At 62.0% G+C, this 22,953-nt stretch carries 26 protein-coding genes; 20 read left to right on the top strand and 6 right to left on the bottom strand.

All coding sequences use genetic code 11. From position 1 onward, the window contains the following. Window positions 1–100 precede the first annotated feature (100 nt). The 6 genes from DESUT3_RS10750 (at window position 101) to DESUT3_RS10725 (ending at window position 5,755) form a co-directional block, all read left to right on the top strand. Window positions 101–568, top strand: a complete 468-nt coding sequence (locus tag DESUT3_RS10750) for a hypothetical protein (protein WP_221248480.1) — start codon at window positions 101–103, stop codon at window positions 566–568. Window positions 569–607: 39 nt separating this feature from the next. Further along, entirely contained in the window at window positions 608–1,192 is a 585-nt protein-coding gene (locus tag DESUT3_RS10745) for a DUF2238 domain-containing protein (protein ID WP_221248479.1), read from the top strand. Window positions 1,193–1,319: 127 nt separating this feature from the next. Next, the gene (locus DESUT3_RS10740) at window positions 1,320–1,532 is read left to right on the top strand and encodes a hypothetical protein (RefSeq protein ID WP_221248478.1); all 213 of its coding nucleotides are present in this window, start codon (window positions 1,320–1,322) and stop codon (window positions 1,530–1,532) included. Between the two features lie 145 nt (window positions 1,533–1,677). Continuing rightward, window positions 1,678–3,102: a YdgA family protein gene (locus tag DESUT3_RS10735; protein ID WP_221248477.1), complete on the top strand. Its 1,425-nt coding sequence runs from the start codon at window positions 1,678–1,680 to the stop codon at window positions 3,100–3,102. 67 nt (window positions 3,103–3,169) lie between these two features. Further along, entirely contained in the window at window positions 3,170–3,610 is a 441-nt protein-coding gene (locus DESUT3_RS10730; RefSeq protein ID WP_221248476.1) for a VOC family protein, read from the top strand. 189 nt (window positions 3,611–3,799) lie between these two features. Beyond that, window positions 3,800–5,755, top strand: a complete 1,956-nt coding sequence (locus DESUT3_RS10725) for a carboxypeptidase-like regulatory domain-containing protein (RefSeq protein WP_221248475.1) — start codon at window positions 3,800–3,802, stop codon at window positions 5,753–5,755. Between the two features lie 92 nt (window positions 5,756–5,847). On the opposite strand, the gene DESUT3_RS10720 is transcribed toward DESUT3_RS10725, so the two are convergent. Beyond that, a complete protein-coding gene (locus DESUT3_RS10720; protein WP_221248474.1) occupies window positions 5,848–6,705 on the bottom strand; it encodes a hypothetical protein in 858 nt (285 codons plus the stop codon). Window positions 6,706–6,999: 294 nt separating this feature from the next. Here DESUT3_RS10720 and DESUT3_RS10715 point away from each other — a divergent pair, with 294 nt between their 5' ends. The 7 genes from DESUT3_RS10715 (at window position 7,000) to msrA (ending at window position 12,443) form a co-directional block, all read left to right on the top strand. After that, entirely contained in the window at window positions 7,000–8,055 is a 1,056-nt protein-coding gene (locus DESUT3_RS10715; protein ID WP_221248473.1) for a dihydroorotate dehydrogenase-like protein, read from the top strand. Window positions 8,056–8,244: 189 nt separating this feature from the next. Next, entirely contained in the window at window positions 8,245–8,493 is a 249-nt protein-coding gene (locus DESUT3_RS10710) for a GlsB/YeaQ/YmgE family stress response membrane protein (protein ID WP_221248472.1), read from the top strand. Window positions 8,494–8,574: 81 nt separating this feature from the next. Beyond that, a complete protein-coding gene (locus DESUT3_RS10705) occupies window positions 8,575–9,171 on the top strand; it encodes an NUDIX hydrolase (RefSeq protein WP_221248471.1) in 597 nt (198 codons plus the stop codon). A 226-nt stretch (window positions 9,172–9,397) separates the two neighbouring features. Further along, window positions 9,398–10,828, top strand: coding sequence for an ArnT family glycosyltransferase (locus DESUT3_RS10700; protein WP_221248470.1), 1,431 nt, complete (start codon window positions 9,398–9,400; stop codon window positions 10,826–10,828). A gap of 4 nt (window positions 10,829–10,832) precedes the next feature. After that, window positions 10,833–11,546, top strand: a complete 714-nt coding sequence (locus DESUT3_RS10695) for a glycosyltransferase family 2 protein (RefSeq protein WP_221248469.1) — start codon at window positions 10,833–10,835, stop codon at window positions 11,544–11,546. Next, window positions 11,539–11,844, top strand: a complete 306-nt coding sequence (locus tag DESUT3_RS10690; protein WP_221248468.1) for a lipid-A-disaccharide synthase N-terminal domain-containing protein — start codon at window positions 11,539–11,541, stop codon at window positions 11,842–11,844. Before DESUT3_RS10695 ends, DESUT3_RS10690 begins: the two co-directional genes overlap by 8 nt. Before the next feature lie 119 nt (window positions 11,845–11,963). Further along, window positions 11,964–12,443, top strand: a complete 480-nt coding sequence (msrA, locus tag DESUT3_RS10685) for a peptide-methionine (S)-S-oxide reductase MsrA (protein ID WP_221248467.1) — start codon at window positions 11,964–11,966, stop codon at window positions 12,441–12,443. Window positions 12,444–12,489: 46 nt separating this feature from the next. Here msrA and DESUT3_RS10680 read toward each other — a convergent pair whose 3' ends face one another. Next, a complete protein-coding gene (locus DESUT3_RS10680) occupies window positions 12,490–12,705 on the bottom strand; it encodes a hypothetical protein (protein ID WP_221248466.1) in 216 nt (71 codons plus the stop codon). An 81-nt stretch (window positions 12,706–12,786) separates the two neighbouring features. Further along, complete coding sequence (locus DESUT3_RS10675; protein WP_221248465.1) at window positions 12,787–13,230, bottom strand: FKBP-type peptidyl-prolyl cis-trans isomerase; 444 nt, start codon at window positions 13,228–13,230, stop codon at window positions 12,787–12,789. 134 nt (window positions 13,231–13,364) lie between these two features. On the opposite strand from DESUT3_RS10675, the gene DESUT3_RS10670 reads away from it, so the two are divergent. Together DESUT3_RS10670 and DESUT3_RS10665 are read left to right on the top strand one after the other, a co-directional pair. Then, entirely contained in the window at window positions 13,365–14,510 is a 1,146-nt protein-coding gene (locus DESUT3_RS10670; protein WP_221248464.1) for a hypothetical protein, read from the top strand. A 70-nt stretch (window positions 14,511–14,580) separates the two neighbouring features. Then, a complete protein-coding gene (locus DESUT3_RS10665) occupies window positions 14,581–15,483 on the top strand; it encodes a hypothetical protein (RefSeq protein WP_221248463.1) in 903 nt (300 codons plus the stop codon). 65 nt (window positions 15,484–15,548) lie between these two features. On the opposite strand, the gene bioA is transcribed toward DESUT3_RS10665, so the two are convergent. From bioA to bioB, 3 genes are read right to left on the bottom strand one after another with little or no spacing between them, the layout of a single operon-like run. Continuing rightward, window positions 15,549–16,904: an adenosylmethionine--8-amino-7-oxononanoate transaminase gene (gene bioA, locus DESUT3_RS10660; RefSeq protein ID WP_221248462.1), complete on the bottom strand. Its 1,356-nt coding sequence runs from the start codon at window positions 16,902–16,904 to the stop codon at window positions 15,549–15,551. Between the two features lie 17 nt (window positions 16,905–16,921). Further along, complete coding sequence (gene bioD / locus DESUT3_RS10655) at window positions 16,922–17,674, bottom strand: dethiobiotin synthase (RefSeq protein ID WP_221248461.1); 753 nt, start codon at window positions 17,672–17,674, stop codon at window positions 16,922–16,924. Next, complete coding sequence (gene bioB, locus DESUT3_RS10650) at window positions 17,661–18,647, bottom strand: biotin synthase BioB (RefSeq protein ID WP_221248460.1); 987 nt, start codon at window positions 18,645–18,647, stop codon at window positions 17,661–17,663. The genes bioD and bioB overlap by 14 nt, the downstream gene beginning before the upstream one ends. A 211-nt stretch (window positions 18,648–18,858) precedes the next feature. Between bioB and DESUT3_RS10645 the strand changes: the two genes are divergently transcribed. The 5 genes from DESUT3_RS10645 (at window position 18,859) to DESUT3_RS10625 (ending at window position 22,890) form a co-directional block, all read left to right on the top strand. Then, window positions 18,859–19,425 (top strand): helix-turn-helix domain-containing protein, encoded by a 567-nt coding sequence (locus tag DESUT3_RS10645; protein WP_221248459.1) that lies wholly within the window; start codon window positions 18,859–18,861, stop codon window positions 19,423–19,425. 65 nt (window positions 19,426–19,490) lie between these two features. Next, a complete protein-coding gene (locus tag DESUT3_RS10640; RefSeq protein WP_221248458.1) occupies window positions 19,491–20,057 on the top strand; it encodes a helix-turn-helix domain-containing protein in 567 nt (188 codons plus the stop codon). 195 nt (window positions 20,058–20,252) lie between these two features. Further along, window positions 20,253–21,527 carry a tetratricopeptide repeat protein gene (locus DESUT3_RS10635; RefSeq protein ID WP_221248457.1) on the top strand — a complete coding sequence of 425 codons (1,275 nt, stop codon included), beginning with the start codon at window positions 20,253–20,255 and terminating at the stop codon, window positions 21,525–21,527. A gap of 165 nt (window positions 21,528–21,692) precedes the next feature. Then, the gene (locus DESUT3_RS10630) at window positions 21,693–21,968 is read left to right on the top strand and encodes an HU family DNA-binding protein (protein ID WP_221248456.1); all 276 of its coding nucleotides are present in this window, start codon (window positions 21,693–21,695) and stop codon (window positions 21,966–21,968) included. 388 nt (window positions 21,969–22,356) lie between these two features. Further along, window positions 22,357–22,890, top strand: a complete 534-nt coding sequence (locus DESUT3_RS10625) for a gamma carbonic anhydrase family protein (protein WP_221248455.1) — start codon at window positions 22,357–22,359, stop codon at window positions 22,888–22,890. The last annotated feature ends 63 nt before the right edge of the window (window positions 22,891–22,953 follow it).

The raw sequence follows: 22,953 nt of genomic DNA, 5'->3' as shown, positions 1-22,953 counted from the left end.
GAACTATTTAGGATTGCTGTATTAAGGAGTTTTGATGTAAGGTGGTCAGCGGATTATCTCAAGAAGAATTTGAAATACCTTCATCAGAGGGGATTTCGAAGTGCTCAAAGCCAGATTATATCTATTATTTTTCCTGGGTATTTCGATGTCTTGCCTGGCCGCTGCGGAAGAGGTCACCCTTGCCTGGGACCCCAACAATCCTGCTGAAACGGTTGCGGGTTACAGGCTATACCAAGACCTGAATACGCAGGGTCAGGGGGTCGTCGGCACGGTTGCTGCCCCCGCCACAACCCTGTTTCTCCCATCTGTTTCCGGGTGCCATACCTGGAATGTGACGGCCTTCGACCAGGCTGGCTATGAAAGCAGTTACAGCAATACGGTTTATTGGTGCGAAAATTGGGGGAGCATCGAAAGGCAGACATACGAAGAGATACAATTCGCCAAGGCCCAGGAGCAAGCGGGTCGTTTCCATCCTCGGGGGAGATACATTGACATCCAGGGAAGATACATGCTTACCCGCCGCCTGCCTGGGACCAGGGCCGTTATCATTACCCTTCCGGCGTACTGATTATTTTCATGTCCCGGCTTTGAAGAATGCGGCGCTGATATGAAAAAAGCCCTGTGGGTTAGCGTTTTCGCCGCCGTGTTCATCTGGTCGGCCATCGCCCCGAAGAGTTACTTCACCTGGTTTCTGGAAGTTCTGCCCGCAGTCATTGCCATTCTGATTCTGGGATTTACGAAAAAGTCATTTCCCCTGACGCCCCTTGCCTACCTCATGATCCTGGTGCATTGCATCATCCTGATGGTGGGCGGTCACTACACCTACGCCGAAGTCCCCCTTGGCGATCTGCTCGGCACCGGCCGAAACAACTACGACAAAATCGGCCATCTGGCCCAGGGATTTATCCCGGCGTTGATCGCCCGCGAGATACTGATCCGCAAAAACGTGGTCAATTCCCGAAAATGGCTCAACTTTTTCATTGTCGCCACCTGCCTGGCGATCAGTGCTTTCTATGAACTGATCGAATGGTGGGTTGCGGAGCTGACCGGCGACTCGGCAGAGGCCTTCCTTGGGACCCAGGGGTATGTGTGGGACACCCAATCGGACATGGCGCTGGCGTTTTTCGGGGCCATCCTGTCCCTGGTGGTTCTCTCAAAAATTCACGACAGGCAGTTAAAAGCGGTCGCATGAGGAGGTAGCCCGGACAGGAAAGCCTATGGGGAGGTGCTCCTCCTCCGCCACAAACATCCTCAGGGAATGCCAATGAGCGGTAAAATATAAGCAGGCAAGGATTCAGTTCCGGAGAGGGGGTGAGCTAATGAGACGAGTGGCGATAATCGTCGGCATGCTGCTGGTCGTGGCCGCCTGCGCAACCAGTCTGCCTCCCGAGAAATACCATGAGTACCATGCCTTCTGCCGCAACGAGGCGCGCGTGGCCACTTTTAACGCAACACCCGACGAGGAGTCCTACTACAGGACCTGCATGCACCTGAAAACCTATCCCGATGAGCCTGCCCGCTATATCTGGTAGGCGCTGACCACGAGGAATATCCTCGCTCCGGGATGCCGTGGGGGTCGGCCATGGAATCCCGGCCTTTATAGAATTTCGGCGATCCCCTCGGTTTTACTGAGCCCTATGATCTGCAACCATTCTCTTCAATGACCAAGGAGGCGGCATGAAAAAACTGACAATTGTGATCCTGATCCTGGCGGTGCTCTGTGCAGGTTGGGCCGGGGCCACCTACTACATCGGCGGCCAGGCACAGGAGCGCTACGAGAACCTGCTGCAGCAGTACGCGCAGCTGGGACCGGTCACCCTGAGCGGAAAAGACTACCAGCGGGGGCTGCTGAGCTCCGAGGCGGAAACCCTCGTCGAATTCACCCTGCCGTCGGTGGAGGACCAGCAGGAGCCGACCGAGCCGGTGACCCTGGTCTTCAGGCATACCCTGCGTCATGGCCCCCTGACCCTCTCCCCGGCCCTGGCCCAGGTGGAGACCCGCCTGGTCAGTGTCGTGCCCGATTCCGGGGAATTTGCCCGGGTGCTTGCCAAAGTCCCGGAACTGGCCGAGCCCTTCGCCTTTGTCCGGGTCAACCTCGACGGCTCGATGAACAGCCGGATCGAGCTCCCCGCCTTCCAGGAGATGACCGAAGAGGGCCATTTCACCTGGGGAGGGTTCCGGTTCGAAATGGATTCCGCCCCGGGGATGAAAACCCTGGTCGGCAGCTTCGACCTGCCCAAGGTGGAACTGCAGGAGGCCGACGTGGACTTCACCTGGGATGGCTTCCGCGGCCAATTTGACCTGACCGAGACGCGGCCGCTGCTTTATGTCGGCACCAACAAGGCCACCTTCGGCAGCATGGAGATGAGCCTTCCCGAGCACGAGGGCGGCCCGCGGAAAACGGTGCGGATGGAGGGTTTCGAGGTCGTTACCGAAAGCAGCAGCGACGGCAAGCTGATCCGTTATGTCCAGAGCATGCAGTTTGCCGGGTTGACCGTGGAAGGGAAAACCTACGGTCCCGGGGTCTGCGAGGTGGAAGTAAGCAACCTCGACTGCGATGCGCTTGCCGGATTTCAGGGGGACGCCCGGGAGGTTTACCGCAACGCGGATAACTTCAATCCCGACGAATTGGCGGCCCAGGTTATCCCCCTGTACGGCCGGTTGGTGGAAAAGCTGGTGACGGGCAATCCCGAACTGAACATCCGCAAACTTCACTTTTCTACCCCCATGGGCGACTTTGACGGGAATGTTCAGGTAAAATTGGCCGGTGGGCAGGGGCTGACCCTGGATAACCCGGCCGCCCTGCTGGAGCACCTCGAGGCCGCTGCCAGGGTCTCGGTGGCGGAAGGGCTGATCGGTGCCGTGATGGCCGCGGCGGTAAAGGACAACCTGCGCGCGGCCATCGAGCAGGGGCAGGTTCCCCCCTACAGTGACGAAGAGATTGCCGCGCTGGCCGAGCAGCAGCTGAACGGACAGCTGGAAGCGCTGGTGGCGCAGAACTTCATCCTGCGCGAGGGCGGGCAGATCAAGACCAGCGCCACCTTCAACCGTGGCGAACTGGCGGTGAACGGCCAGCCGCTGCCGCTTTTCGGCGGGCAGTAGGCAAGGCCCGGGACAGCGGACGGGGCCGCGGCCGGGACTGAGACATTTTCAACGAAGGGAGGTCTGGATGGAATGCCTGATGGATCATATCGTGCTCAACGTGACCGACATGGATGCCATGCTCGAGTTCTACACCGGAATCCTCGAGATGCCGGCCGAACGGCTGAGCGCCTTCCGGGCCGGCGAGGTCCCGTTCCCCTCGGTGCGGCTGAACGCGGATACCATCATCGATCTTTTCCCCGAGGCCCTCTGGAAGAATACTGCCGTGCCCGGTCCTTGTGGAGCCCACCTGAACCATTTCTGCCTGGGGATGAGCCGGGAGGCCTGGGAAGGACTCAGAGAAAGGCTGGAAAAAGCCGCAACGCCCATCGAAGCCGGCCCGGTAAAACGCTGGGGGGCCCATGGAACAGGGATTTCTCTCTACTTCCGCGACCCGGAGAACAACCTGATCGAGGCGCGTTACTACGCCGTGGCGGACGACCACCGCAGCTGCCGGCTCGGATCGTAGCAATTCCCGCGGGAAAAGGGGGAAAAACCGGCATCCTTGCGGACGGAGGTGGGTGCCGGGGCAGGCTGCGGGTCGATGTTGGGTCTAATTAATGGTTGACAGGCAAGGCCTGAAATTATTAGGGTAGGGGACCGGCCCGGGCAGAATTTTCTTTGCTCGGGAAAATGAATAAAAGCGTTGGAGGGGGAAATGAATTTGGGGAGTTGGGGGAAGTTTTTTGTCTTTTTTGCGGTCTTTCTGGGGGTCATGGGCGGTTTCAATGACGCCCTGGCACTGGACCCGCTCACCGAGGCCGATTGTCGCTGCTGCCACGGCGACACCCTGGCCGACCGCCATCACCTGCTGGTGCCCACCAGCAATCTCGAATGTCTCGATTGCCACGAAATGGTTCTTAACAGCGCCACCTCGCTGTTCGAACCCCGGGTCGTGCGCGACTGCAAAGTCTGCCACACCGGCTCTCTGGCCGACCGTCACCACCTGCTGGTGAACACCGGCACCTTCGACTGTTTCAGCTGCCACTCGGTCGAGGTCGATCCGGTCACCAACACCTTCGTCCCCACTCTGGACCGGCCTTGCGTCGAGACCCCCCCGGTGACCACGGGGAGCATCACCGGTTCCGTGTCCGCAAGCGACGGCTCCGGGCTTGGAGGCGCGCGGGTCGCTGCCGCGGACGGCAGTTTTTCCACCACGACCACCAGCCAGGGAGCCTTTCAGATCGACGGCGTCCCCGCGGGGGCCCTCGAACTGGTCGCCAGCAAGACGGGCTTCAGCACCGTATCCCGATCCCTGAACGTGGTTGCCGGGCAGGTTTCCAGCATCGGCTTTGTTCTCACCGCACTGCCTACCACCGGCACGATTTCGGGGAGCGTCCTTGACCAGGGCGGCAACCCCATTTCCGGAGCGAGCGTTTCCACCGACGCCGGCGGCCACAGTACATTGAGCGCAGCCGATGGCACCTACCTGCTCTCGGCGATTCCCGCGGGCCCCTATGTGGTTACCGCGGCAAAGAGCGGCTTCAGCAGCAGTGCCCTGCCGGTTTCCCTGAGCGGCGGACAGGCGACGATTCTCGACTTGGTGCTTACGGCCCTGGGCCCGGAAATCTGCACCGACCAGGCTGACAACGACGGTGACGGGCAAATCGACTGCGCCGACAGCGATTGTGCCGGCAGCGCGGCCTGCGCGACCAGCGAACCGGAAATCTGCTTCAACGGCATTGACGACGACAACGACGGCTTGACCGATTGCCTGGACAGCGACTGCAACGGAGACCCGGCCTGCATCCCCGAACCCCAGCCCGAAATGTGCAGCAACGGTTTGGACGATGACGGTGACGGGCTGGCCGACTGCGACGACAGCGACTGCACGGCCGATCCGGCCTGCATCGTCGTGCCCTTGCCGGAGATCTGCAACAACGGCCTGGACGATGACGGCGACCTGCTCACCGACTGCGCCGATTCGGACTGCCTGGGGAACCCGGCCTGCGTGATCAGCGTTCCCGAGGTCTGCAACAACGGGGTGGATGATGATGGCGACGGGCTGGTGGACTGCGCGGACAGCGAGTGCAATGCCGACCCGGTCTGCGCCACGGTGATCGATCCGGAAATCTGCTACAACGGCATCGATGACGACCGCGACGGCCGGATCGACTGCGCCGATTCCGACTGCTTTTTCCAGCCCGGCTGCGGCAAAGCCGAAAACTGCACCAACGGCATTGATGACGACCGCGACGGGCTGAAAGACTGCGCCGACAGCGACTGCCAGGGGACCCCGGCCTGCAGCATCGAGATCTGTGACAATGGCCAAGATGACGACGGGGACGGGAAGGTCGACTGCCAGGACCCCGAGTGCGGAACCTTCAACCTCTGTGCCGGCAACCAGGCCGCGGAGATCTGCAACAACGGGATCGATGATGACGGTGACGGGCGTGAGGACTGCCGCGATCGGGATTGCCGGCGGGCTCCCGAATGCCGCAGGCTCGACTACGATTGGAAGCGGATCAGAAAAAGCAACACGGCCTACAGCACCTCCTATGATATCTCCAGGGATGACGACTCTGAGGATGACGATTCGGAGGACGAGGAGCGCTCATCCTCTTACCGGTATTCCGGGGATCGTTATCGCAGCTGGTACCGAGATAGGGATTGAGGAAAAGACGCTTGCCTGACCCGAACGGGCAGGTGAGGTACTGCAAAAAAACGAAGGGCAGGCCGATCAGGCCTGCCCTTCGTTTTACTGGATCACTGCACCTTTTGCTGCTCGGAGGGTTCGGCGGGAGTCGCCTTTTTCTCCTCGGGGAGAATTTCTCCCTCGACAACCTCGCCGGCTTCAGGCTTGGCCGAATCGTCAGGCCCGGCTTCGTGCGGCTCAGGCTCGGGGCCGGGCAACTCGATGACCGAGGGTGTGGTTTGAGCCGCTTCGGGCTCCGGCGTACTCCCCGCCGGCGTCGTCTCTTCCGGGGCAGCGGGTTTTTCCGGTTCCGCGGGGACGGCAGCGGCGGCGGACATCCTCGACGCCCTGGCGGCCCAGGCTTTCATCGCCGCGACCTCCCCTTTGATCAGGGGCCGGTCGACCATGGTCACCTTGGACAGGTACGCCTCGATGACCGGGTGCTTCTTGCTCAGCTCGACAACCTCGCCGTAAACCTTCTTCTTGACCGGAACCGGCTTGAGCAGGCGCAGCTCTCTCTGGGCGGCGTGCAGCCGGCTGCCGACCAGCATGCACAGACTGCCCAGCAGAAAGCCTCCGCCGAGCCCGGCATACACCGCGATGGGAAGATCGTTGCGGTAGGTGATGACCGCCACCACCGCCGCGGTCGAGGCCAGCGCCGCCACCATGGAGGCGGCCGCCGCAACCGCGGCGCGGAACCCGCCCAGGACCAGGGAGATGGCCGTCAAGGCCACCATCCCGCCGGCAATGCCGAAGATAATGTTCTGCGGAGCGAAGTTCAGCTTCCAGAGAAAACCCATCCCGACCCCCCAGGCAGCGACCAGCAGCACGGAAAAGAACCGCGCATTTTTACGCTGCGCTTTGTAACGGGTGCGCTGAGTGTCGATCTCCTTCGAGGTTGGGGGGGGGCAATATACGTCAAACTCCATGGGGTTTCCTCCTTGAGGTAGTATTTGGGGCAGCGGGGCGTCCCTGACCGCCAGGATACCTATCGGGCGGGTCAGAGGAATATACTAATTTTACTGGAAAACCGAAAGCCTCAAGGCGCTGGATTGAAAAAAAAGCCGATTCGGCCCAGTAGCCCTATCCGGCAGTCCCTGGATTTTCAACAGCGGGATTGCCGACTTTCGCGATGGTCCGCCGGGCTGAGACGGGAGCATTCCCGGGTTGACAAGAGGAGCGGTTTAAGGCATTTGTAGGTCAAATTCAAAAGGGGGAAGCGAATGGCAGATCTTTCTACAAACTATATGGGGCTCGCGTTGCGCAACCCCATCATCGCCGCCAGCAGCAGCCTGACCGGATCGCTGGAGGGTGTAAAGAAATGCGCCGCGGCCGGTGCCGGGGCCATCGTGCTGAAATCGCTCTTCGAGGAGCAGATCGCCGCCGAGATCGGCGCGCTGAGTGAGTACGCCGAGTATGCCGGGCACGGCGAAGCCTCCGAATACCTGCAGGGCTACGGGATGGAACTGGGTCCCCGCGATTACCTGCAGCTGGTCAGGGATGCCAAAAAGGCGGTCGACGTGCCGATCATTCCCAGCCTCAACTGCTTCTCCAACGAACGCTGGTCCGATTACGCCCACCAGTTGGAGAGCGCCGGCGCCGACGCCATCGAGTTGAACATCGGGGTGCTGCCCAACCAGGAAAAACAGACCGGGGCGGCCGTCGAAGAGCTGCACCTGCGGATATTCCACGAGGTGAAATCCCGGGTAAAAATCCCGGTGGCCGTCAAACTGGGGCCGTACTTCTCATCCTTTGCCAATTTGGCCCAGAAGCTCAGCGCCGACCGCATCAAGGGGCCCGATTTCACCGTCGGCTGGTGCGGGCCGGGGGAGATCAAAAAGGAGGTCATCTGGCAGGGGGCCGATGCCCTGGTGCTGTTCAACCGCTTCTACCAGCTTGATATCGATATCGACAAGATGAAGCTGGTGCCCGGCAACCCCCACAGCACCCCGGCCGAAATCCACACCGCGCTGCGCTGGATGCTGCTGTTGTCCGGAAAGGTGGATTGCGACCTGGCCGCCACCACCGGGATCCACGACGGCAGGGGAGCGATCAAGCAGATACTGGCCGGGGCCACGGTAGTACAGGTCTGTTCGACCCTCTATAAAAACGGCTTTGGGCAGATCGGCAAGATGCTCGAGGAGATCGGCGCCTGGATGGACGCCCACAAATTCGCCACCCTCGGAGCCTTCCGCGGCCGGTTGAGCCAGGCCCACAGCGACAAACCCGAAAGCTACGAGCGGCTGCAGTACATCAAGGTTTTCGTCGGTATCGACTGAACCCGGTGTCCCAGCCGAAACAACGAGACACCCCGCCCGGGCCTGCTGCCGGGCGGGGTGTCTCGTTTTGGGGCCGAGGAAACTTTGCCGGTGGTGCGGCCAGCGCAAGGCGGGTAATACAATCGGGGCCGGTTGCGGTAAAATGGCAGGAAGACAACAACCGGCAACCAATCTGCGCGGAGAGGTAAAATGGGTATCCTGTCCTGGATCATCATGGGGCTGCTGGTGGGCGCCCTGGCTAAGTTCATCATGCCCGGAAACGACCCGGGCGGCCTGGTGGTGACCATACTCCTGGGCATCGCCGGGGCCTTCGTCGGCGGTTTCCTTGCCACCCGACTGGGGCTGGGCAGTGTCACCGGGTTCAACTTGGGGAGCATCGGGATCGCCACCGGGGGAGCCTTGCTGCTGCTGTTCGTTTACCGCAGGTTCCGCCGCTGAGAAGCTCCCCCGAAGCCTCTCTTGCCTTCACGCAACGGATGGGGCAGACTGTGCCAGCTCCTTCAACCGAGGAAGGTTCCGATGTTTCAGCTTGCCGACATTCGCGACACCCTTGCCGAGCGCCAGCCCCGTCTGCAGTCGGAACTCGACCGCAGGCACGCCGCGGTAGCCCTGGTCCTGCGCGGCCCGGCCGACGCGCTGCAGCTGCTGTTCATTCAACGCTCCAGCCATCCCCGTGATCCCTGGTCGGGCAACCTGGCCTTTCCCGGGGGCAAGATCGACCCCCAGGACCATGCGCCGCGGCTGGCCGCCGAAAGGGAAGCCCGCGAAGAGGTCGGCCTGGAGTTGGCTGGTGCCGAATTTCTCGGTCGCCTCGACGACATTACCGGGGCCTATCTGCCGGTGCTGGTATCCTGCTTCGTCTATCACCTGGCACGGCCGGCCCCCCTGCGCTGCAATCACGAGGTCAACCAGGCCTTCTGGTTCCCCCTGGATAAACTGCTCGACCCGGCCAGGCACGCCCTGGCGGACATCCCCTGGGGCGGGCAGAGCCGCAAGGTGCTGGCTATCGATCTGCTCGGACCGGGAAGGCCGGTCCTCTGGGGCATCACCTACCGCCTGGTGCAGCAGTTCGTTCAGACCCTCGGGCTGGATTTCCCCCGCTCACCCTGCCGGTAATGGCCATGCTTCGCCTTACCCGAGGTTTTTCCCGCTGCTCCCGGCGTAAAAAATCCCCGCCCAAATCATTCGCTAACATACCGGCGGCAAAGTTGTCCCTTGATTTACAGGGGAATTCGATGCAGATTCAAATTTTTCCCAATGGGGGGATGGCAGCGCTTTGAGAGCGAATTCGGATAGCTCAAACCTGACGAAGAGGCTGTTCTTCTGCCTGGGGACCTATTTTGTGCTGCAATTGACCCTGCGGCTTCTGGTCTCGGACAGTCTGCAACTGGACGAAGCGGAACAGATCATTCTCAGCCAGGAGCTTCGCTGGGGGTACGGCTCTCAGCCGCCCCTCTATACCTGGCTGCAGGCCGGGGTTTTCACCCTGACCGGCAAGGGGGTCCTGGGGCTGTCCCTGGTGAAGAACCTGCTGCTTTTCAGCATTTTCGCCCTGACCTGGCTGGCTGCAAAGGAGATCACGGGAAGCGGCCGCAGCGCCGCCTTTGCCACCTTGGCGCTGGTGCTGCTGCCGGAACTGGTCTGGGAAGCACAGCGGGACCTGACCCATTCGGTGCTGGTGACCGCCCTGTCCATTGCGACCACCTGGCAGGCCGCCCGGCTGATGCGGCGTGCCGCGTCCCGGGAGTACCTGGTCTTCGGCCTGGTGGCGGGCCTGGGGATGCTGAGCAAGTACAATTACCTGCTGTTTCTCGGGGCGTTTCTCGGCGCCTGCCTGGCGGTGGACGATTTCCGCACCCGGCTGCTGCACCGGCGGATGGGCTGGGCTGCAGGCGGCTTTCTGCTGGTGAGCGGCGGGCACCTGCTGTGGATGGCGACCCATGGCGCGGCATTGGGCAGCCAGGTCGACAGCCTGGGGATGAACTGGATTGAAGGGTTCTGGGCTCCCCGCTTCAAGGGGGTTGGCAGGGTGGCGTCGGCGGTGCTGCTGTTTCTTGGACCACTGTTGCCGCTGTTTCTCATCGCTCGGCGTCAGGGCTCGAATCCGGGCAGTACGGATGCCTGGTGCGCTGCCTGGAGAAAAGTTTTTCTCCGCACCATCGTTTATGTGGTTGCCATTTGCCTGGTGCTGGCGCTAGGCTTTAAGGTCAGTGGATTCAAACCCCGCTGGATGCTCCCCATGCTGAGCTTCGCCCCGCTTCTGCTGGTGGTGATCTGGGGCAGAGAGGTCAGCCGCAGGGCTTTGCGCAACCTGGCGGGTTTCGCTATGCTCGTGGCCGTTTTGATCCTGGTGCTGCTGCCAGGGAGGACCTATTTCGCCCAGCAGCTCGGCAAATTCAACCGGCTCAACTACCCCTTTGCCGAATTGGCCGGCGAGCTGAAGACGGCCGGGGTTTTCGTCGGGGGGATCGCCGGTGGCGACCGTTTGACCGGCGGCAACCTGGCCCTGCAGTTTCCCGGCAGCAGGGTGACGGTGCCCGAACTGGCGCCCTTCGCCCTGCCTGAGCCGGTGCTGGTGGTGTGGGACGCCACCCGGCATCCTGAACCTCCCGCCGATCTGATCCGCCTTGTTCAGCCGCACTTTCCCGATTTTCCGGGAAACGCCCGGCCGGATTACGTCGAAGCGCTGCTTAAATTCGGCCAGTTCCGCAGCATGCGCCTGGGGTATTATCTGCTTGGGCAGGGCGGTACGTTCGAAGCAAGCAAAAGGTAGGACCATGCAGAAAATTTCATTCGTCATCCCCGTCTACAATGAAGAGGACAACCTCGAATCGCTCTACCGGGAGGTCAGCGACATAGCCCGGAAACTGGGTTGGCCATACGAGTTCTGTTTCGTCGACGACTGCAGCTCCGACGGCAGCCTGGCCGTTCTGCGACGGCTGGCCGAAGCGGACCAGCGGGTGCGTTTTCTCGGTTTCGAGTCGAACTGCGGCCAATCGGCGGCTCTCTACGCGGGTTTTCAGCACACCACGGGGGACGTGGTCATCACTATGGACGCCGATCTGCAGAACGACCCGGCGGACATCCCGGCCATGCTGAATCATTACGGGGACTATGAAATGGTTACCGGCTGGCGGCATTCCCGTCAGGACACGCTTTCCAAGAAACTCGCGAGCCGGGTCGGCAACAGCTTTCGCAACCTGATGACCAGCGAAACCATCCACGATACGGGCTGCTCGCTCAAGGTCATGAACGGCGACATGGTGCGCAGGATCAAGATGTTTCGGGGTCTGCACCGCTTTCTGCCTACCCTGATGCGGCTCGAGGGGGCGAGGGTGCTGGAGGTCAAGGTCAACCACCGGGCCCGGATGCACGGGGTCTCCAAGTACAACAACCTGCAGCGGGGCATAGAGGGCTTCTTCGATGTGCTGGCGGTGCGCTGGATGATCCGCAAACATCTAAAATTCAAAATAAGGCAAAGCCATGTCTAAGGCGGAGATCGGCATCCTGACCCTGGGATTCAGCGGGCAGGCTCTTTTTTTCATGCGCTTTTTCATCCAGTGGATCCATTCGGAAAGGCACCGCCGCAGCATCATCCCCGTCGCCTTCTGGTACTTCAGCCTCGGCGGCAGTTCCCTGCTTCTGATTTATGCCATTATCCGCCGGGATCTCGTTTTCATCGTCGGCCAATCCACCGGGTTTTTCATCTATACCCGCAATCTCTATCTCATCCACCGGGAAAAAAGCGCACAGGATTCTCCGCAGCCCGGCCAGGGCGCCCAAGAGTGATCCCGCCGGTTCCACCCCATCGTTTCCCGACCCCACAACCCTCAGGCAGTTTGTAGGCTATAATAGGACCGTAGCCGGTTCCGGCAACGCTCTGGATCGGACGCACAGGGGAGTCGACAATGAGCCAAAGGACGCAGAAGGCCACCTTCGCCGCAGGGTGTTTCTGGGGGGTTGAGGAGGCGTTTCGCAGGGTGCAGGGGGTGTTGGGAACCCGGGTCGGTTATACCGGCGGAAGCCTTGCCCGGCCGAGTTACCAGGACGTCTGTTCGGGGCGGACGGGACATGCCGAGGCGGTGGAAGTCACCTTTGACCCCGAAGTGGTCAGCTTCGAGCGGTTGCTGCAGTTTTTCTGGGACATTCACGACCCGACCACACTCAACCGGCAGGGGCCCGACATCGGCAGTCAATACCGCTCGGCCATCTTCTTTCATGATGCCGAGCAGCAGGAGCAGGCGCTGGTCTCGAAGGGGCAGCTGGAGGGGAAAAATCCGGGCGGACGGCCGGTGGTTACCCAGGTTGTGCCGGCAGCGGAGTTCTGGCCTGCCGAGGAGTACCACCAGCAATATTACGCAAAAAGGGGAGGGGGCGGTTGCCGGTAGGTCAGTGACCCCCTCCCGCGGCTGAGTCAGGCACCAGGTTCCCGGGTCAGTGGCTCGAAGGCGGGCCGAGGGGCGAGGCCCCGCTCGCCGGGCGACAGCGCTCCGGGGGCCAGTTGAAGCGGTGTCCGAAGGCTTCAACCTCCAGGGCGTTCTCGAAACAGGCCAGCACCCGGCCCGTGTAGCGCGAGTCGAGGTTCTCGACGAAGAGGGTTCCCCCCTCGTTGAGTTGGCAACAGAGTTTTTCGAATTCCTGGTTCCGCATGGGTTCGCCTCCTTTCCCCAGGGCTTTTAAGGCATATTTTAGCATAACACCCTGGGAGGCCCTTGCGCCAGGCAGGGGGCACTAGCGGGGGGCGGCCCTGGTGACTTCCAGCAGTTCGATGTCGAAGGTCAGTTCTTTGCCGGCCAGGGGATGATTGCCGTCGAGGGTGATGGTGTTCTCGTCCAGATCGGTCACCATCACCCGCAGCAGGTTGCCGTCCTGCATGGTGATTTCCAACTGCCTGCCCACCTGCACCTCGAGGCTCTCCGGCAGCAGGCTGCGGTCGAGGGTTTCCACCAATTCGGCCTGGTGCGAACCATAGGCATTCTCTGCGGGGATGCGAACCGTCTTGTTTTCGCCCTTGACCATGCCGAGCACGGCTTCTTCGAAACCCGGGATGACTTCCTTCTTGCCCAGGATGAAAAGCAGGGGCTTTTTGTCTCTGGAGGTATCGAAGACGGTGCCGTCGGCGAGTCTGCCGGTGTAATGGACCTTGACGGTGTCCTTTTCGGAAGCCTGGAACATGGGTAAAATTCCTTTCGGGATGGCGTTTACGGGTCTTCCTTGATACCGCGAACCGCCCGATCTGTCAAGCCGGCGCCGGCTGGCGCAGCCGCCTTTTTGCCGGGTCGGGCAGGGGGGATAATGCTGAGGAGTCCATGTTGAAAACGGTATTTACCCTGGCCCTGGCCGCCTTTTTCGCGGTCGCCGCCGGCACGGCCGGCGCCCAGAACCTGCCCATCGCAGAGATTCCGGCTGCCCTGCACCCCGGATTCGACCACCTGCTCGGGCTTACCGCCCGGGGTGCCGAATTCGTGCCGGAAAAAATCGCCGGGGTTCTGGACTTCGCCGCTGCACCGCAGGATCCGAAGCGGCTCCTACGGGCCGATAAGCGCAAGGGGACGACCTCGGCCTTTTACCAATTCGATCTGCACACCGACCTGGAGCAGGTGTTGCGCCTGGCCTTCAACCCCGAGATTCCCGCCCATGCGCTGATGCCCTCCTCGGTACGGATGACCCGCTGGGTGGAAATCGAGGGGGGCGAGTCCCGCCTGGCGGGGTTGGCCGATGCCCTGAAAAACTCCGCCGGAGCTCCTCTTGTGGTGCGCGGGGTCGAGCACGAGGAGATCACCCCCAACCTCTCCACGGGAACCTACTTCAGCTACGATCTGAAACGGGCCATGGTGCTGTGGCGCTACCAGGGGCGGCCGGTGCTGATCTCCATTTCCCGGCAGGCCGACCGGTCCAGCGTCGGCAAGCAGGGCCTGGTGCTGGGGCGGGACAACGACTGGGACTACTTCTATTCCGGCATCGACGGCGTCACCCGCATGGGGCTCGGTTGGGTGCGCTCCTACATGTACGACTCCTTTTCGATCCTGGTCTTTCAGCAACTCGGCGACTCGGTGCGGGTGGCCGGGTTCAAGTGGCTGTCCGCCGGGTCCCTGAAGCTCAACCTGGTCAACGAGCACCACATCCACGAGGGCCTGGTGCGCTACGCCCGCGACCTGCGGGAGGTGCTGGAAAGCTCCAAGCTCCCTTTGCCGGCCGAGGTCTCCCGGGTCCTGGGCGAGATCAGCAAGCTGGCCCCGGACCAGCTTCGCGAGCGCTATCGGCGCCATCTCGACGACCTGGCCCGGCGGCATGGCAGCGATTCGGCCCTGACCCGCGACAAGTTTGCCGATTTGCTGCACGATCCGAACTGGGTCCTGCAACTGCCCCGGGAGAGCCTGGAGGCCGACCTGGTGCTCGGCTACATGAAATGCCTGCTGGGCAGGACCTGCCTCTTTCCCGAGGCGCTGCGCTGATCATCGGCTGGGTCTGGATTTTGCATTTCTTCCGTTCGTGAAGTCTCCATAACTCTCGAACGGATAGCCGATGCCCGTGAAACTCCCTTTCTTTATATCCCCCCGCCGCGATGGACGTCGCCCTCCGCCATTTTTCTGGCTGGGCGGGGTTTATCTCGGCTGGAGCGGCCTGACCTGGCTGGCGCAATTTCACGGGACGGCCCAGGCTCCCACGGGGTTGGGCGGGACCCTCGCCAGCCTGGCGCATGTTCTGCTAGCCGGTTGGCTTACGGGGGGGTATGTCGCTGGGCATAGGATGGAAGGGGAGCAGCAGGGACGCCTGCCAACCGGGACACTGCTGGCGATGCTCGGGGTGGGGGTTGCTTTGGCTCTGCTGCCCGAAGGGGCCGAACCCTGGCGTAGCGCCCTGGGATCGGCCAACCTGCTCGCCTTCGCCTTGGTGTTGGGGACCTGGCTGGCGGGGACGCTGAGGCGAGCCGCGGAGATCGTGCCGGTGTGCGTGGTCATGGCCCTGGCGGATATCTACAGCGTGCTGCGCGGACCGACCCGTTATTTTGCCGAGGGGATCGCCGAGTACTACCGGGCAGGACGCAGGGGGCCTGCGCCGCTGGTGGATTACCTGCTGGTCAAGGTTGCGGTCCCCGGGCTTGCCGCTCCTCTTCCGGTCTTCGGCGTGGCGGACTGGATCGCCGTGGCCTTTCTGGCCTGTGCGGCGGCCAGGTTCGACCTGGACCAGGTGGAAGCCGGCCCGTGGCGGCCAGGCCTGCTGGCCGGCGCCGGGGGGCTGCTGCTGGCTGTCTTGCTGGCCCAGGGGTTGGGGGTGTTCCTCCCGGCCTTGCCGGTGATCACCCTGGCCTTTCTCGGGGTGGCCCTGGCCAGGGACCCGGGGGTAAGGCGGCTGGTGCGCTCGGACTGGATTTGTCTCGGGGTCGCGGGGGTGGTTCTGGGGGTTCTGCTGGCGGTGGGCTTGTGAGAGATCGCCATCCCCCTCGTACGACGTCCCCCTGCCAGGGGAGCAGATTCGGATGAGGGGAATGGTTAAGCCAACTTCTGCGTTTCCTCCGCGATAGTCTGCAAGGCGATCTCGAGCAGTTCCCTCAGGGTCGCCACCGGGATGGTCAGCGGCGGCATGAAGTAGATGACGTTGCCCAGGGGCCGCAGCAGGGCCCCTTTTTTCAGAGCCCTCTGGTAGACGCGGTAACCGCGCCGCTGCTGCCAGGGGTAGGCGATTTTTCCTGCCTTGTTTTCCACCATTTCCACCGCGGCGACCATGCCGCAGCGGCGAAATTCCCCCACATGCTCCAGGGCCTCGAAGCGCGGGGCGTACTCGTCCAGCAGCGCCATGCGCGGGGCCAGCCCCTCGAGAATCCGCTCCTGCTCGAAAATCCGCAGCACCTCCACCGCCAGGGCGCAGCCCAGGGGGTTGCCCGAATAGGAATGGGAGTGGAAGAAGGTCTTCATCGTCTCGTAGTCGTCGTAGAACGCCTGGTAGATCTCCTCTGTGGTCAATACCACCGCCAGAGGCATGTAGCCGCCGGTGATCCCCTTGGACAGGCACATCATGTCGGGGGCGACGCCGGCATGCTCGTTGGCGAACATGCGCCCGGTGCGGCCGAAGGCGACGGCGATCTCGTCGGCGATGTAGTGCACTTGGCATCGGTCGCAGAGCTGGCGAAGCTTGCGCAGGTAGACCGGGGGGTAGATGCGCATCCCCGCCGCGCCCTGAATGAGCGGCTCGATGATGACCCCGGCGATCCGCTCCCGCTCCCGCTCCACCAGCTGCTCCATGGCGGCGAAGCATTCGGCCTGGCAGCTGTCGCGGTGCAGCCCGTAGGGGCAGCGGAAGCAGTCGGGGCCGGCCACCTGGTATCCCTCGAGCAGGATCGGCCGGTAAATGTCGCGGTACAGGTCGCACCCTCCCACGCTGAGGGCGCCGACGGTCTCGCCGTGATAGGCCTCGCTGATGGAGACGAAGCGGGTCTTGTTCGGGCGGCCGACCTGCTGCCAGTACTGGAAGCTCATCTTCAGCGCCGCTTCCACGGCCGCCGAACCGTTGTCGGTGAAAAACACCTTGGACAAATCCCCGGGCGCCAGGGCCGCCAGCCGGCTGGCCAGCTCGACCGCCGGTTCGTGGGTGAACCCGGCGAAAATATGGTGGGCGACCCGCGAGGCCTGCTGGCTCAGGGCGGCGTTGAGTCGCGGGTGGTTGTGGCCGAAGATGTTGACCCACCAGGAGGAGACCCCGTCGATGTAGCGGTTGCCGTCCACGTCGAACAGAAACACCCCTTCGCCGCGGGCGATGGGGATCGGGGGCGCGGCTTCGTGGTCTTTTTCCTGGGTGCAGGGGTGCCAGACGTGGCGGCGGTCGAGGCGCAGAATCTCGGCTTTGTCCATAAGGGCGATCCGTCGGGTCAGGCCGGGCGCTGGATCAGCCGGCGCAATTCGAACTTCATGAGCAGCCAGGGGAGCGAATGGAGCAGGGCGATCTGGTCGGCCAGGGCGGTGACCTTCTCTTGGTCGTCCCCTGGTTCTTGGTCGAGCACCCCGAGCAGATCGGCCGAGGCCAGGGTCACCAGGGACTCGGGGGCCGATTTGCAGGCCGCATCGGGGTCGGCGGGCATGTTGTTGATCATGAACCCGGCCAGGGAGATCCCCATGGCCTGGGCGGCGAAGGTGGTGAGCAGGGTGTGGTTGATGGTCCCGAGGTTGGGCCGGGCCACCACCAGCAGGGGCAGGGCGAGCTCGCTGACCAGGTCCGCCATCAGCAGTCCCCCGGCCAGGGGAACCATCAGGCCGCCGGCCCCCTCGATGAGCAGGAACTCGTGGCGCCGGCCGAGTTCGCGGGCGGCGGCCACCAGCTTGTCCATTTCGATGGTCACCCCCTCCAGCTTGGCGGCGGTGGAGGGGGCCAGGGGGGCCTTGAGGCGCACCGGCGAAACCAGTTCGGGCTCATCCTCGCTGGCCGCGGCCCACTGCAGCAGGCGGGCGTCGGGGCCCAGTCCGGCGGGCTCATCGACGCCGCTCTCCACCGGTTTCATCACCCCGACGTCGACCCCGCGCCGGCGCAAAAACAGGGCCAGCGCCGCGGTCACCAGGGTTTTGCCGACCCCGGTGTCGGTGCCGGTGACGAAAATCCCCTTGCCCACCGGATCAGCAGCAGCCATCGATTTCCACCTCGGCATCGCGGAACATCTGCAGATCGGCGTCACGGTCGCGGCCGCTGGTGGTCAGGTAGTTGCCGACCATGGTCCCGCTGGCCCCGGCCATGAACATCCAGGACTGGAAGTCCCGCAGGTTCGGTTCGCGCCCGCCGCAGACGCTGATGCGGGTGCTGGGCAGCAGGTAGCGGAACAGGGCGATGATCCGCAGGCAGTCAAGAGGGGCCAGGTCGCGCTTGCCTTCCAGGGGGGTGCCGGCAACCGGGTTGAGAAAATTCAGCGGCACCGAATCGACCTGCAGCTCGCGGATGGTGAAGGCCAGTTCGGCGCGCTGTTCCAGCGATTCGCCGAGGCCGAAAATGCCGCCGCAGCAGACTTTCATCCCGGCCTGCTTGGCGATGCGCACCGTTTCCACGTCCTGCTCGTAGTCGTGGGTGGTGCAGATGCTGGGGAAAAAGGAGCGGGCGGTCTCCAGGTTGTGGTGGTAGGTGACACAACCGGCCTCGGCCAGCGCCCCGGCGATCTCGGGATCGAGGATCCCCAGCGAAGCCGAAGGCTCGATGGCGGTGTTGGCGCGGATTTCCCGGATCGCCTCGAGGACCTGGTTCAACTCCTCGCCAGGGCGCAGGCGGGTGCCGCTGGTGACGATGCCGTAGCAATGGGACCCCTCGGCCTCGGCCCGGCGCGCCCCCTCGAGAATCTCCGCCTTACTCTTCAGCGGATAAACCGGGGCGCTGGTCTTGTGATGGGCCGACTGGGCGCAGAAGGTGCAATTTTCCGGGCAGCGCCCCGATTTGGCGTTGATGATCGAACAGAGCTCGACCCGGTCGCCGAAGCTTTGCTGGCGGATCAGGTGGGCCCCGGCCAGCAGGTAGCTCAACTCGGCGCCACGGGCTCCAAGTATGTAAAGGGCATCGTCGAGGCTGGGAGTCTCTCCGGCCAGAACGGCGGCCGCCAGTCGGTTCGCTTTTGACATCATCGGGTTTCGGTCTCCTTTGGAATCGGCGCTGCTCGCTGAATGTCGGATTATAAGGATGTCGAGGGAATTGTCAACCCTGTCGCCCTGGGTGGTTGACAATGGGGTCGATTAGCGACTCTACCATTTGTTGAGACCTTATCTCATATCGTATTGACAGGGGCGACTCAAGATGGTAAAACGACATTCTATTTCATACTAAGGCAGGGATTCCATGGTTAAACAGTTGATCGGGAAAAAACTGAAGTCCACGCGTTTGAAAAACGACATGACCATCCAGGAACTCGCCGAGCGTTCCCGGGTTTCGTCCAACATGATCTCCCGCATCGAACGAGGCCTGACGGTTCCCTCGGTGGAGATTCTGATGAAACTGGCCGGGGCTTTCGGCATGAGCATCAACTTTTTCGTCGAGGAGGCCGAGAAGGGGACCACCGTCGTGCATACCCGCAAGGGGCAGGGAGAACCGATCTTCTTCTTCGAGGACAAGCACCAGATCACCAGCCTGACCCAGGGGCTGCGCGACCCGGGGTTCACGGTTTTCTACGATACCCTCGAGGAAGGCTGCTGCAGCGGAGAGGGGGGGATGGTTCACACCGGCGAAGAGTTTGCCCTGGTGCTGAAAGGCGAGATGGAATTCGTCATCGAGGGCGACCGTTTCGTGCTGGCCGAGGGCGATTCGCTGACCTTCAAAGCATCCCTGCCGCACCGCTGGAAAAATCTGCACGACGGCCAGACCCTGGTGTTGTGGGTGGTTTCGCCGGCACCTTACATCGCCCAGTAGGCCGATCCCTTATTATAATGTAATCATGACAGTGCCAGGAGCGCGCAGCGCCCAGGAGAACAACCATGAAAGTCAAAAAGATTGTCGGGAAGAAACTCAAGGCCATCCGCTTGAAAAACGATATGACGATCCAGGAACTTGCAGATAAGTCCAAGGTTTCGTCGAACATGATATCCCGGATCGAACGAGGCCTGACCATCCCCTCGGTGCAGATCCTCATGAAACTGGCCGCGGTCTTCAACAAGAGCATCAACTACTTCGTCGAGGAGGTCAGCACCACCCACGAGGTGGTTTATTCCACCCCCGGGAACCGTGATCAGACCGTCTATGACGATGAGAGCAACATGCACACCGAGTCCTTCACTTCGGGGCTGCGCGATCCGCAATTCATGTCTTTTTACTGCACCGTCCCCCCCGGTGGCACCAGCGGGGACAAAAACATGTACCACCCCGGCGACGAGTTGATCTATCTTCTCGAAGGGCGCCTGCGGGTGGCGATTGCCGGGGAAGAGCACATCCTCAATCCCGGGGACAGCCTCTCCTTCAAATCGCATCTGCCGCATCGCTGGGACAACATTGGCGAGGGCGACGCCAAGGTCATCTGGACGCTCTCGCCTTTCACCACGATCTGATTACAAGCCCGACACCAGCACCCGCAATTTCCCAAGCCAGAAGCCGGAATCTGGAATAAACGCCCTGGTCTGCGACCAGGGTTCGACCTTTATTCTGGATTCTGACTTCTGGCTTCTGTATTCTAGGATTTACTGGCAAGCGCCGCGGATTCCTCGCGGCGATCGTTTATTTGGCCTTTTTCCCCTGGATAACCCATGAGCTTTCTAAAAAGACTTTTCGGCGGCGGCGACCCAGTCGCCCAGGTGCGGCGCGCCCTGGACCAGAAACGCTGGGCGGATGCCCTGGCCATCGGGGAGGGGGTGAACCTCGCCGCGCTTGACGAGGAGCGCAACAAGGAGCTTGCAGGCTTGCTGGAACAGGCCGGAGACGGTTTGGCTGAGCTCAACCTTGGCGAAGGGGAGGCCTGCCTGCGTGGCGGAGATCAGGTCCGAGCGGCCGAGCATTTCGATCTGGCCCTGCAGCAGGCCCGCAGTCAGTCCCTGAAATCAGCGGTGACAGCGGCCCGGGAGCGACTTGGCTCGACAACGGCCGCGGCTGCCGTCAGGACTCCTCCGGCCAGCCCTGCAGCCCATGGCAGCTGTGCTGATTGCAGGCCGGCTTCCGCAACCCAGGAGCAGCTGGAAGATCAGGATGACCTCGACACCGAGACCAGGCTCGAACTGATTCTCGCCTCCTATCCCCAGGAGTTGGCTGAACGCTGCCACGAACTCAGCGGGACTTTTCTTGAGGCCTTTCTACTGGCGCACGAGGGGCGCGAGCCCGAAGCCATGGAGCGTTTTGAACAGGTTGCGATGGGCAACCGGGACGATCTTTTCTATTTCGAACGAGGTTCCCTGCTCGGCAGGCTGGGGCAGGTGGACCAGGCCTGCAGTGACCTGGAGCGCGCCGCGCAGCTCAACCCCGGGCATCCGCTGGTCCTGGAAACCCTGATTACCCTGGAACTGACGGCGGGACGGGATGCGTCGGCAGAGGCGCGCCTGCGGCAGCTGCTCGACCAAGGGCAGTCCGGAGGGTTCTGCCAGGCGGCGTTGGCTGACCTTTCGGCCCGGCGCGGCAATCAGGAAGCCTGTCTCGAGCATGCCCTTCAGGCCATTGGGGCCGGATGGAACGACCCCAACACCCTGCTGCTGGCCGCCTCGCTGCTGGAGAAGTCGAACCGGCTGAGCGAAGCGGAAGCCTTGCTGTCGCGCATTTCCGGAAAAGGCTGCGGCGCAGGCGCCGGCAACGTTTACCTCGCCGAGTTCTGGCTGCGCCGTGGGCAGAATCTGGATAAGGCTCTTGAGGCTTTCAAGCGGGCTCTGCGGGAGGACCCACAGAATCCCCGCTGGCTGTTGCGGGTCGGGCAGGCCTATACGGCGCGTGGCTGGAAAAAGGAAGGACTGCCCTTGGTGAAAAAAGCCCTGACGAGCCCAGATCTTCCAGGTGTGCTTCGCACCGAGGCACAGACCCTTCTCGAGCAACAGGGCTGATGGCTGGTAAGTAGCTGAATATTCTCGCCTCATATGTTGACAGCTGGATTTCCCTCAGTATAGTTAATTTAAAGATTGACGGATCCGGGCGTCGACGCTTTCCGATCGCGCCGGAGGGGTGCATGCTCGAGGGTAGCTTTCTTCAGGGAAATGCCGGGAGGCGACATGAACAAATCCGAACTGATCGAAGCACTTGCCAGCCGTAAGGATCTGACCTACAAAAAATCGGAGGAGATCGTCAACATCATCTTCGACTCGATGGCCGATACGCTCGCAGGCGGCGGACGCATAGAGATCCGTGGTTTCGGAAGTTTTGTCGTCAAGCACTACAAGGCCTACATGGGACGCAACCCCAAAACCGGGGAAGTTATCCGGGTCAAGCCCAAAAAGCTCCCCTTTTTCAAGGTCGGCAAAGAACTTCGCGAGCGGGTAGATTCCTGATCCAAAGAGAACTGCCGGGGCTTTTTTGACAAACCCGTTAAAACGCCAGTTTTAACGGGTTTGTTTTTGGCAAATGCCCGAATAGGCCGGTCCAAACACCTGCCGGAGGGATGCTGCGAGGCGGGCCTGGCGATGGAGGGGGAATTCTGACAGGTGCCCGGTTTCGTGACCGCCCGGAGTTTTTCCCTTGCCATGACAGTATTTACGGGGCCCCCTGGCTGCCGGCGCCTGCTGTGATACCGCTCTCACCCAGGACTTTCTCAATCATTGACACCCCCACAACGGATCTGCCATTATTTGGCATAAAAATTGTTTATGTAATTCCAGTGTCCGGGGGCCGGAGGGTTTCGGTTCCCGGGCAAAATGGCGAATACAGGGGGTGGATTTAATGTTGCGATCCCATCGCGGCCGTTTCCCGGAGGTCGCAGAATCCTCGTTTGTCGAGCAGAGTGCCATGGTAATCGGCGACGTCGTTATAGGCGCCGACTCGAGCATCTGGTTCAACGTAGTGATCCGCGGGGATGTCAATTCAATTCGCATAGGCTCCCGAACCAACATCCAGGACGGCAGCGTGGTCCATGTCACCAGAGACACCCATCCTACAGTGATCGGCGATGAGGTCACTATCGGCCATAACGTCACCCTGCATGGCTGTACGGTCAATGATCGTTGCCTCATCGGCATGGCCGCCTGCGTCCTCGACGGTGCGGTAATCGGCGAAGATTCGATGGTCGCCGCCGGGGCGCTGGTTCCCCCCGGCAGGAGCTTTCCGCCGGGTTCGCTGATCATGGGGGCTCCCGCCGCCGTAAAAAGACCTCTCACCGATTCTGAAATCCGTCATCTTAAACGATCCGCTGCCAACTATGTGGGCTACATGCAGGACTATCTTCCCGGAAACGACCGGGCCCAGGAACAGGAGTAGTGCGAGAAAATGCAGTTTTCGGCTCCAGTGCGATGGAATACAATTCCAGCAACCAAGCTGGCA

The organism is Desulfuromonas versatilis (genome assembly GCF_019704135.1).
GTDB lineage: Bacteria > Desulfobacterota > Desulfuromonadia > Desulfuromonadales > NIT-T3 > Desulfuromonas_A > Desulfuromonas_A versatilis.
This window is presented reverse-complemented; position numbering and strand designations above follow the sequence as displayed.